We start from the raw sequence: 11,049 nt of genomic DNA, 5'->3' as shown, positions 1-11,049 counted from the left end.
AATCGGATGGAGAGCCCGGCGCTAAAAGCATATGGAAAGGGTTCCAGAGAATACAAGACTGCGTGTATGGAATACAGATAGCCCGCAAGCTAGATGGACTGGTTTAGTATTTGTGTGTAAGGAGATGCCGTTAACCGCTAAACAAATCAAAAATCTTAACGCTTATTTCTATAGTCTGTCGAAGAACTAAACCGGCGCTGATCCCTAAGTATTTACACTAATTGTCCTGATGGGGGCTAATAATTTATAAAAACTAACGAGATGATGTATTGGTTCGCGCACGCCCTTGTGATGACGTTTTTTACTTGTGCATAAGTCTTTAAAAATTATTGCAATTGAGTTAAACCTTGAATGCTGACAGTTAATTTGATTGCTCTTAATCTACTACTGAAAAAGGGAAACAATAATATGAAGATGTATTTTGGGCGAGAGCATTTTTTTTATTCGGCGCTATTAGCGCTATTAAAGGGTTCATTTTTATCTGCTGTGTTTTTTTTGTAAATTGGAGTTATGCAGCGGAAACCGGCAAGCAAAATAATTCTGTGGCGCAATATAAGAAACTGCTTGCCGAACAGCAAAAAGAATTTCAACTACAACGGCAGATTATTGCTGAGCAAGGCAAAGCGCTGGAACAACTAAAATTGCGCCTTGATGCTTTAACAAATCAAGGCGTGGAGAAACAGGTGCCGGTCAAACAGGCGTCAAATAAACCTCAAATTGTCGCAGCGAATAATAAGCCGCCGTCAACATCGCCTAATCAGCTTCCATCCAAGCCTGTTGGTCAGGCGCCTCCCGAAGCAACAAAGAAACCACGGCCACCGGAAATACCCAGATTAAGCGAGACCGTGGGCGGCGTGTTAACCCGAAAAGGGAACATCGTTTTTGAACCATCCATACAATACGCCTACACCAGTAACAACCGGGTATTCCTCGATGCCTTTACCTTTCTCCCTGCCATTGCGATCGGTCTGATTGATCTTCGCGAAGTCAAGCGGCACAGTTTTATCGGCACCCTGGGAACTCGTTATGGGGTGACGGATCGTCTGGAAGTAGAGTTCAGGGTTCCTTATGTATACCGTGATGATACCCAGCGCTCAAGGCCGGTAAGTATTGGCGCGGGCGTTGATGAAACTTTCAATGCCACCGGAAATGACATCGGCGATCTTGAATTTGCCGGACGCTACCAACTTACCAACGGATCTAATGGCTGGCCGATTCTTGTTGGCAATATAGTGGCAACGGCGCCCACAGGAAAAAGCCCTTTTGATGTTGAATATGTACAAGCTCAAGGGGTTCCCGGCGCAACATTTCCGACCGAATTACCGACGGGTGCCGGATACTTCAGTTTTCAGCCCAGTCTTACCGCGCTTTACCCAACGGATCCGGCGGTTTTTTTCGGCAATCTCAGCTATAGCTACAATGCCGAAACCAGTACGAATTTCGGCAAGGTTAATCCCGGGGATACACTAGGATTAAGTTTTGGCATGGGCTTCGGCATTAATGAGCGCTCATCATACAGCTTGGGGTACTCGCACAAACATGTTTTAGAATCTGAAATTGATGGCCATGCAATTGAGGGAAGTACATTGGATATAGGGCAGCTCCTGGTGGGCTATTCATTCAAATACACACCAAGAACCACCTTCAATTTATCTTTAGGTATTGGCACGACTACCGATGCACAAGACGTTACACTTAATTTCAGGGTGCCAATGACTTTCGATTTTCTATAGCCTGAAAGACCCGCTAAGGAATGAAAATCAAATAACTCAACCCTTTGCACAACGGGCAAAGGGCGACCAACCGGTCGCCCTACGATTTATCGCGTATTCACGTTATGTAGATTTCATTCCTCAGCCGGAATAGTCATCACCCCTTCCGCCACCATCACCGCCGCGCCACCGACCCGAATGGTCAGCGTGTATTCGCCTTTATGATCCATTTCCAGGTTCAGCATACTGCGGCGGCTGTTTTGATCGCCGCGATCCACAGCAAAGGTGTACGTGCCTTTTTTCATAAAATCAAATGAACACAGATACGAGGCAAAGGCGGGCATCGCATTGCCGACCGGCGGATCTTCGTGCATGCCGATACGGGGACCGAGCAATCGGGCATTAAAATCCGAATCCGCAAACGGAGTTTTCGGGGAAAACAGCAGGATTTCCTGGGCGGCAGTTTGCGGGGCGCTCGACTGACTCCAGGCCGCGTAATTGAATTTTGCGGCTCTGACGCTTTCATATCGCCAAACGGGAACGATCAGATATGGAACACCGCAAGACACCAGGCGCGTGGCATATTTTTTATGGTCGAGTTCCGACGGCTGTATCGACAGAAAACTCGCCAACTCCTCATCGCTGGGGGTGAATCGGTCGATGATAGACGTCACTTTGCGGGTGAACTGCACAAAGCTGGGTTGACCGTTTTCAGCGGAAATATTGACCTTAACCGGGCCGGTATTTTGCTCAAACACCATCGGCGTAATCGCAGCGGTCAATTGAATATCACCGCAACTCGCCAACACGAAGGCGGCGGCAATAATGGGGTGTCCGGCAAAATCGATTTCGGTCTGCGGCGAAAAAACTCGCATCACGCGTGTGGTGATTGGTTTATCGGAATGAAATACAAATACCGTTTCCGACAGATTTAACTCCCTGGCCACCAGCTGCATTTGCTGTTGGCTTAAACCATCAGCATTAGGGAAAACAGCGATTTGCGCGCCGTTGAAAATCTGCTTGGTAAAAACATCGGCGATGTAATAATTGTATTTCATAACGCGGCTCCGCCATGCTGTGATGATGAAAGATTGACTTGAACGCTGCCGTTTTCAATGCGGATGGCATATATAGGTATTTTCACGGTTTCATCTTCCAGGCAAACGCCGGTTTGCAGGTTAAAATGTTGTTTGTATAGGGGCGATGCGACCACCGGCTGGCCGTTAATGTCACCGATTAAACCGCGCGATAACACATTGGCCTTACCGAACGGATCGTAATTGCCGACAGCATAAACCTTCGTATCGGGTTCCGGCATCCAAAAAATCGCCACCTGCTCTCCTTCAACCAGCGCGCACACACCCGAATCTGGCTGTAAGTCATCAACACTGCAAACATCTATCCACTGAAGCATTAGGCTACCTCCACCAATTTAAAATGTTTGCGTTCTTCCTCATTAGCGGGGCGGAGCTGGCCGCGTTCTTCCACAAACACCACGTTATCATCGGGTTGATCGCTGTTGACAAAATGACGGAATCGCTTTAGTTTTGACTCATTTTCAATAGTGGTTGTCCATTCACAGTGATAGGTATCAATGACGTATTGCATTTGCTGCTCCAGCTGATCACACAACCCCAGCTTGTCTTCTATCACTACCGACTTCAGGTAATCCAGTCCGCCTTCCATATTTTCCATCCATACTGCCGTGCGTTGCAGACGGTCGGCAGTACGCACATAAAAACTCAGAAAACGGTCGATATATTTAATCAGGGTTTCTTTATCCAGGCTGGTGGCGAATAAATCCGCATGACGTGGTTTCATGCCGCCGTTACCGCACACATAAAGATTCCAGCCGGTTTCTGTCGCAATAACACCGACATCTTTGCCCTGCGCTTCGGCGCATTCCCTTGTGCAACCGGACACCGCAAGTTTTAGTTTGTGCGGTGAACGCAAACCCTTGTAGCGGTTTTCCAGCTCTATCGCCAAACTCACGCTATCATCGACGCCGTAACGACACCAGGTGCTGCCGACGCAGGATTTAACGGTACGCAGGGATTTGCCGTAAGCATGGCCCGATTCAAAACCGGCGTCGATCAATTCTTTCCAGATATGCGGCAATTGATCGACCCGAGCGCCGAATAAATCGACACGCTGGCCGCCGGTGATTTTGGTGTAAAGCTGGTATTTTTTGCCAACCTGTCCCAAGGCAATCAACATGTCGGGACTGATTTCGCCGCCGGTAATGCGCGGCACAACGGAATAAGTGCCGTCTTTTTGCATGTTGGCTAAAAAAGTATCGTTGGTGTCTTGTAGCCCTAAATGATCTTTTTCCAGAATATGCTCATTCCACTGTGAAGCCAAAATATTGCCGACGGTAGGCCTGCAAATTTCACAGCCTTTACCTTTGCCGTGTTTGTGCAGCAAATCGGCAAAGGTTTTGATTTGTTCTACCCGAATCAGGTTGTGAAGATCCTGCCGGGTATAGGCAAAATGCTCGCAAAGATCGGTATTGACTTCAAAACCCTGTTTCGACAGCTCCGAATCCAAAACCGACTTAAGCAATGCCGAACAGCCCCCGCAACCGGTTGCGGCTTTGGTTTCGGCTTTTAAGGCACCCATGGTCATACAGCCGCCCTCAATCGCCGAGCAAATCGTGCCCTTGCTCACGTCATAACAGGAACAAATTTGCGCCGAAGTGGGCAACGCATCGGGCCCCAAGCCGACCGACTCGTCGGAGCGGTGCGGTAATATCAGCGCATCGGGATAAGCCGGCAGTTCAATTCCGTTCAGGCAATATTGCAATAAGGTGCCATAACCCGACGCATCGCCGACCAGCACTGCGCCGAGCAGTTGCTTTTTATCCTGACTGACCACCAGTCGTTTATAAACTTCGCTTGCACCATTTTGGTACGTGTAAACCATCGCACCCTGGGTTTTAGCATGCGCGTCACCGATACTGGCGACATCGACGCCCATCAGCTTCAGCTTGGTGCTCATGTCCGCACCGGTAAAGCTTGCTACATCGCCCGTCAAATCGGCCACCACGGTGCGCGCCATCGCATAACCCGGAGCTACCAGCCCATAAATCATGCCATTCCACAACGCACACTCGCCGATCGCATAAATGCTGTCATCGGAGGTGCGACATTGGTTATCGATGACGATGCCGCCGCGCTGACCGACTTCCAGCCCGGAAGCCCTGGCAAGATCATCACGCGGACGAATACCTGCCGAAAACAGCACGATGTCGGTTTCCAGCTCTTCGCCGTCGGCAAAACACATTTTGTTGACGCACTGCTCGCCGTCGGTAATGACGCTGGTGTTTTTTCCGGTATGCACAGTGACGCCGAGATTCTCGATCTTGTGCCGCAACATCGCACCGCCCGCATCATCAAGTTGCACTGCCATCAAGCGCGGCGCGAATTCGACCACATGGGTTTCCAAGCCTAAATCCATTAATGCCTTGGCCGCTTCAAGACCCAACAAACCGCCGCCGACCACGGTGCCGACCTTGCCGGTTTCGGCCGCAAAGGCAATCGCCTCAAGATCCTCAATGGTGCGATAAACCAGACATTGAGGCCGATCATGCCCGGGAACGGGCGGTACGAACGGATAAGAACCGGTCGCCAGCACCAGCTTGTCGTAAGCAATGCTTACACCTTTTGCCGAGGTGACGGTTTTAGCAGTCCGGTCGATGCTTGCGGCCTTGTCGCCCAAATGAAGAATGATACCATGCCGCTCAAAAAAACCGTCTTCGACTAAAGACAACTCCTGTGCCGTGGTGCCGGTGAAAAAAGACGACAAATGCACCCGGTCATAGGCCGCTCTGGGTTCTTCGCAAAAAGTGATGATTTCGTACTGTTCTTTGATGGGGCTTTCGGCCAGACTGGCCAGAAAATGCTGCCCGACCATGCCGTTGCCAATAACGACCAATGTTTGTTTTACGCTCATACTACAACTCCGATAACGATGTTTGCTATTTAGGGGTTATAGAGCAATGGCTATGCCAAAATGAACAAGTTATTGATTTTAAAGTAGCGGCAACTTGTTAAAATGAAAATCAAGCTTGTTGATGAACTAGATTGGTGCACAAAGAAAATTAATGCGAGGTAACGGTGCACCGCCATTAAGTGAAGCTGAAAATAGTTAGGGTTGAATATCGTGGGCGCGAATAAATTCGCGCCCACGATAGATTACGAAACGGAACGCTGGAGCGTCCCGAACTGCATTCCCACGCCGGAGAGATTGTGAAAGTTTTATCTAATTCAAGCTGAAAAAATGTTTTACCACAGAGAACACGGAGGACACGGAGAAAATAACAGCATTAATTCAAGGCATTAAAAACTTCGTGCTCTCCGTGTTCTTCGTGGTTATTTTCTAAATACGAATAGTTTCGCAGTCTCCGGAGCATGGGAACGATAATTGCCGTAGTGCGATACCATTATTTGCGATATTTTTTCAACCAGCCTTTCACAACAGGCAAGCCGCGTGTTAGCCACTGTTCTGTGACAAAAGCCGCTGCCGGTTTAATCTGCTTTGCCAGCAGCTTAAGATAAAACCATGTCCGATCCACAAATGATGCCTCAGTACTATCGCGCCGTTGTAAATAACGCGCACCCAAGCCATTAATAAATACCGGCTTAAACAGCCACATTTCCAGAATAGACGTGACCCACATAAACATGAATGAAACGCCCATGCCCATACCGGCAAAAATAACCAACCAGGCAAACATCGGATTAATCTTGGTCAACCACCACGACAATATATCGGCCACCAGAAACGCATAGGGCATGCCGATAGCAATACATTTATATTGAGTGGTGGTGGTCTCCGAAAAACTAAAAATCAGTCCCACAAACATAAAAATAAAACTGATACCGAACATATGCACATGGGAAACACGGGTTAGCGAGGCGAAGGTAGCGCCGGTATCCTGTTCGGATAAGGCTTTTAACGCGGCAAAGTCGGTAAAATCCGGTATCCCGGAGGCTTCCTTGTTATGACACATCACACAACGGCTCTCAATGATTTTGTCGACACCTTCATCTTTATAGGCATCAATATCCGCTCCCTCTCTAACCCATTCCATGATTTTAAAACGCTCCAGTTCCGGCGCTTTATCTTTCATCGAACCATTCAGTTTCTGCTCCAAAACCGTGCCGGAACGGTTGCCGTAATAACTGTAAACGATATCGTCAACAGACAAACCGAATTTGCCGTCCGCCATCCCATGAGTAAACAAAATCTGGATTAAGGCGAAAAAATAGCCTATGGCCACTGTACACAAATAACCGGTAAACAATACCTTGATAGGGGTATCGTGATCTTTTAGGGGAGTATATTTTGTTGTCATAATATCGATTGATAATTTGCTGTATTAAGGGTTCAAGCTAAGAACCTGATTATACGTTACCTTGATTACGTTATTGTTGTCGTTCAACAAACCATTTCCTTTTTGTCGCATTATTCAGCGGCATCCCCTCTGCCTTGCTGCCCAAGTAAACTTAAACACCCAAGGATTCAGGCAGATTTTATGCCAAAGTATCAAGTTGAGCGTAAACCGATCCACGCGACCCAAGACGCCCAGTATCGCAGAATAAAATAACTTAATTGGTGCAACGCTCTGGGAAACCGCACAGAATTGAGGCGCTACCACATCAAGTCCAGCAAACATGCCGCACCGGATAACCACTATAACCGTTTAATCTGAACAAACAAAACCGGCATCATGACAGTTTGCTAATATTGGCACATTTTTTGCTTTAGGCGTATCAAGGACTCGAGAGCGTGAAAGTATTCGATATAGAAGAAATAACCATAAAGCACATGAAGAGCATGAAGATTTAATGCATTGATTGACTTAGTCTTTTCTTCATGAACTTCATGGTTAATAGTGCTTTTATGCCGTACTCATTCATTCTTTTACAGTCTCACTCCAGTACCGCTTTCTTAAAAAAACCTATTGACATGAATCCAGAAAAAAAACTATTCCCTTATTTCCAGCCCATTGTCGGTGCCGCCAGCGGCACGATTATCGGTTATGAAGCATTAGCCCGGCAACACGATGCAAATGGCCGGGTTATTTCTGCAGGCGAATTGTTTTCTTCTCCAGATATTGCCGCCGATCAACTGATAGCATGGGACCGCATGGTTCGTCGGCTAGCGCTGGAGCAATTCAGCCAAGCGAATTTCAACGGTTATTTAACCCTCAATATCTCGGCCGCCTGGATCGACCGAATCACCGACTTTAACTCATTACCGACCCTGCTGATGCTGGACGAGTTTACTATTGACAGAAGCCGCATCATTATTGAAATAACCGAATCGAAAGGCGATCTGGACAATCTCGTTGAAATTGCCGCCATATATCGCAGGCACGGCTTGAAAATAGCAATTGATGATTTCGGTGCAGGCTTTTCCCAGCTGGAAAGAGTCATGGCCATACAACCCGACATCATCAAACTGGATATGCAGTTATTCCAGAATGCAACCCGAGGCGGCATTGCCAGCGATGTCGTGCATTTGATATCCCGTCTGGCGAAACGCACCGGTTGCCGTATCGTTTGCGAGGGCGTGGAAACTGCAGACGACTTCCATTTCGGTTTGAACTGCGGCGCCCAATATATGCAAGGCTACCTGTTTTCGCCCGCCACCGCCCAATTCAAACAACCGCTGCATTATCAACAACAAATCAGCTCACTCAGAAAAACCTTCCTGAAAAAAACCTTGGTCAAAGAAGAACGCAAGATACAGTTTATCGCCCATATTAAGGACTTGGTCGAAGTCCTGAGAAAAGCACTGGAAACCGACTTCAACCTCAATCAATTAGCAGCGCATCCATTCGAAAAAAGCGGCGTACTACGGTTCTATTTATGCGATAACGAAGGCGACCAAATCTCATCCAATTTTAATTTTGCCGATAGCAAATGGTTTGATGACGATACGCAGCTTGGCTTTAACTGGGCGTGGCGACCTTATTTTTACCAATTGCTGGCGTTGGAGTCGGCAAAGGACTGCTACCGCATTGTAACGTCGGAACGTTATCGGGATGTGAATACCGATATACTTTGCAAAACCCTGTCACTCAGACTGGACGATGAGCGTATTTTATTAATTGATATTGCTGCCGAATGGCTATGATTTTCAAATTTCCATCAACTTCGGGTATTCAATGCATGCCGAGATCGACATAGTCAACGCCTAACAACCGTAATGACTAACGAAGCAAACCCTGCGTTAAATACGCACCCCGCAGAGGTAGAGGGATTAATGGTTTTTGAAACCGGGAAACTTCAGTTAAATCTTATTCTGCCAAATATTAACCAAATCACCCTTTTAAATAGCCATGGACATCACCATCACCACCCCTGCCTTATTATTTCCGGCCATTTCAGTTTTGTTTTTGGCCTATTCCAACCGTTTCCTGGCGATTGCCAACCGGATCAGGGAACAGCATAACCTGTTTAATAAAACCCAAAGCCCGGTTGCCAAAAAACAGATCGACAGCTTAAGACTGCGCATCCGCTTTATTGTGGCGATGCAGTTGTTGGCGGTCATCGGCATTATCTGCTGCATAATCGCGATGGGGCTGATCTTTTACGGACTGCAATATTACGGCAACCTCACTTTCGGCTTCAGCATGGTTTTTATCGTGTTGTCATTGCTGGCTTCAATCAGTGAATTGCTGATTTCAACCAAAGCGCTCAATATCGAGCTGGAAGATATGGAAGCGCATTAGTTATCGATGCTTCATTAATGGTGCAAATAGGCAAAGGAATGCACAAAATTGATGCATTACGATCATGTCGGCATCCTCCCCTGCCTTTAGATAAGGGAAGAATGTCAAAGGGTTAACTGCTTTGGCGACTAATTCAAACATCCTCGATAAATGGCGTAGTTTGTGCTGGCTATTTGAAAATGAACGCCTTAAATATATTACTTATTGAAGATGAAACTGCCGATCAGTTATTGGAAAAAATACTGGTCGCCAAGGGCTATGCAGTCATAAACGCAGCAAAGCCTGAAGCAAACATACCATCCTTAGTGGCGAACAACGACACCGATGTTGTTATTTTTAATATTGACAGCCCTAAAAAATATTTTCAGGACATCCATTACCTTAACCAGAATCGTCCGCTGCCCATGATTATTTTTGCAACTGACGACACGCCCGACACCATCGATCAAATCATTAAGGCCGGAGTCAGCGCTTATGTCGTCAACGGCCTGGAAATCGGTCGTATTGACTGCATCATCAACATCGCCGTGGCGAGGTTTAAAGAACGACAACGGCTTAAAGTTGAATTGGAAAAAACAAAATCCAAGCTGGAAGAAAGAAAGCTGATAGACAGGGCAAAAGGCATTTTGATCAAAACCCGTGGTTTTACCGAAGACGACGCCTACCACACCCTAAGAAAACTGGCGATGGATCGCAATATCGCCATCGGAGAAATGGCGAAAAACGTTATTGCTATGGCTGAACTTCTCAAATAACCATCATCAGACACGGCAAATCCTGTAGAACCGGATGGTAGCATGCTGCATTGATTTAGGTAATTTCCAATAATGAATTTACCCAAACAATTGTCCACGAAAGGCACGAAAAACACAAAAACCTGCAACACGTTTATTTTGACTGCTTTTTTCGTGATTTTCGTGGAACCTTTTCCTACCGATCAGGTTCTTAAAAAGATGTTCTTTCTCGCCACAGCTGTCATGCTTATCAAGGATATTTGTTTAGCCGACCGCTAGCGCTGGCAGCGTTCAAGGAGTTTGTGACGCGAATTTGACAGCTATCAGAAACAGGGTGAATTTGGCATGCTAAATCCGGTAGAACGGGCTTCGATGTGTCGGGTTACGCTGTCGCTAATCCGACCCTGGCTTTCCAGGCATTATAATCCAACCCTAGTTTAGCCTAACCCGAAATCTATCCATGTATTGAAACATAGGGTTGCAAACCCCGTCCCGCTTGAGAACGGCATAACCGCACTCGATAAACAGCGGTCGAATCAGGCGAGGACGAGTGATTGTAGGCTTTCGTGAGAATCCTCACTGACTGACTTTAAGCACTGACGGGCGCAACTTACACAACGGCCGCAATCAACGCCCACCCCCAAATCACGGCGTAAGTCCTTGAGTGTTTTTGCTCCGTTTCTGGCGGCTTGATGAATCTCACGATCTGTCACTGCCTGACAAACACATATATACATGAAACAGCTCTCCTATAAATGCAATAGCACATAATTACTGAGAACCATTCTCATTTAGTTTTTAGTATCTGTCAAGCCCCATTAAGCACTAAAAACGCGACCTGGGCCGAAACTGTTCGACGGTG

General features: G+C 47.0%; 9 protein-coding genes. 4 read left to right on the top strand and 5 right to left on the bottom strand.

Going from position 1 to position 11,049, the window contains the following annotated elements; all coding sequences use genetic code 11:
- Positions 1–542: 542 nt before the first annotated feature.
- Positions 543–1,733, top strand: coding sequence for a transporter family protein (locus RW114_RS11830; RefSeq protein ID WP_340122961.1), 1,191 nt, complete (start codon positions 543–545; stop codon positions 1,731–1,733).
- A gap of 113 nt (positions 1,734–1,846) precedes the next feature.
- On the opposite strand, the gene RW114_RS11825 is transcribed toward RW114_RS11830, so the two are convergent.
- The 4 genes from RW114_RS11825 to RW114_RS11810 form a co-directional block, all read right to left on the bottom strand.
- Positions 1,847–2,770 carry a PhzF family phenazine biosynthesis protein gene (locus RW114_RS11825; protein ID WP_340122960.1) on the bottom strand — a complete coding sequence of 308 codons (924 nt, stop codon included), beginning with the start codon at positions 2,768–2,770 and terminating at the stop codon, positions 1,847–1,849.
- Complete coding sequence (gene nirD / locus RW114_RS11820) at positions 2,767–3,126, bottom strand: nitrite reductase small subunit NirD (RefSeq protein ID WP_340122959.1); 360 nt, start codon at positions 3,124–3,126, stop codon at positions 2,767–2,769. The genes RW114_RS11825 and nirD overlap by 4 nt, the downstream gene beginning before the upstream one ends.
- Positions 3,126–5,663: a nitrite reductase large subunit NirB gene (gene nirB / locus RW114_RS11815; protein ID WP_340122958.1), complete on the bottom strand. Its 2,538-nt coding sequence runs from the start codon at positions 5,661–5,663 to the stop codon at positions 3,126–3,128. Before nirB ends, nirD begins: the two co-directional genes overlap by 1 nt.
- 490 nt (positions 5,664–6,153) lie before the next feature.
- The gene (locus RW114_RS11810; RefSeq protein WP_340122957.1) at positions 6,154–7,068 is read right to left on the bottom strand and encodes a hypothetical protein; all 915 of its coding nucleotides are present in this window, start codon (positions 7,066–7,068) and stop codon (positions 6,154–6,156) included.
- 614 nt (positions 7,069–7,682) lie between these two features.
- Here RW114_RS11810 and RW114_RS11805 point away from each other — a divergent pair.
- The 3 genes from RW114_RS11805 to RW114_RS11795 all read left to right on the top strand — a co-directional run bounded on the left by RW114_RS11805 (position 7,683) and on the right by RW114_RS11795 (position 10,208).
- Complete coding sequence (locus tag RW114_RS11805) at positions 7,683–8,855, top strand: EAL domain-containing protein (protein ID WP_340122956.1); 1,173 nt, start codon at positions 7,683–7,685, stop codon at positions 8,853–8,855.
- A 205-nt stretch (positions 8,856–9,060) separates the two neighbouring features.
- Positions 9,061–9,453, top strand: a complete 393-nt coding sequence (locus tag RW114_RS11800) for a DUF2721 domain-containing protein (protein WP_340122955.1) — start codon at positions 9,061–9,063, stop codon at positions 9,451–9,453.
- Between the two features lie 179 nt (positions 9,454–9,632).
- Positions 9,633–10,208: an ANTAR domain-containing response regulator gene (locus RW114_RS11795; RefSeq protein WP_340122954.1), complete on the top strand. Its 576-nt coding sequence runs from the start codon at positions 9,633–9,635 to the stop codon at positions 10,206–10,208.
- 515 nt (positions 10,209–10,723) lie between these two features.
- Here RW114_RS11795 and RW114_RS11790 read toward each other — a convergent pair.
- Entirely contained in the window at positions 10,724–10,924 is a 201-nt protein-coding gene (locus tag RW114_RS11790) for a (2Fe-2S)-binding protein (RefSeq protein WP_340122953.1), read from the bottom strand.
- Positions 10,925–11,049 lie beyond the last annotated feature (125 nt).

Source organism: Methylobacter svalbardensis (assembly GCF_037671525.1).
Lineage (GTDB): Bacteria > Pseudomonadota > Gammaproteobacteria > Methylococcales > Methylomonadaceae > Methylobacter_A > Methylobacter_A svalbardensis.
This window is presented reverse-complemented; position numbering and strand designations above follow the sequence as displayed.

Excerpts from the sequence above, each read along its gene's own strand:
- RW114_RS11825 (WP_340122960.1), bottom strand. The coding sequence starts at position 2,770 with ATGAAATACAATTATTACATCGCCGATGTTTTTACCAAGCAGATTTTC.
- nirD (WP_340122959.1), bottom strand. The coding sequence starts at position 3,126 with ATGCTTCAGTGGATAGATGTTTGCAGTGTTGATGACTTACAGCCAGAT.
- nirB (WP_340122958.1), bottom strand. The coding sequence starts at position 5,663 with ATGAGCGTAAAACAAACATTGGTCGTTATTGGCAACGGCATGGTCGGG.
- RW114_RS11810 (WP_340122957.1), bottom strand. The coding sequence starts at position 7,068 with ATGACAACAAAATATACTCCCCTAAAAGATCACGATACCCCTATCAAG.
- RW114_RS11805 (WP_340122956.1), top strand. The coding sequence starts at position 7,683 with ATGAATCCAGAAAAAAAACTATTCCCTTATTTCCAGCCCATTGTCGGT.
- RW114_RS11800 (WP_340122955.1), top strand. The coding sequence starts at position 9,061 with ATGGACATCACCATCACCACCCCTGCCTTATTATTTCCGGCCATTTCA.
- RW114_RS11795 (WP_340122954.1), top strand. The coding sequence starts at position 9,633 with ATGAACGCCTTAAATATATTACTTATTGAAGATGAAACTGCCGATCAG.
- RW114_RS11790 (WP_340122953.1), bottom strand. The coding sequence starts at position 10,924 with ATGTATATATGTGTTTGTCAGGCAGTGACAGATCGTGAGATTCATCAA.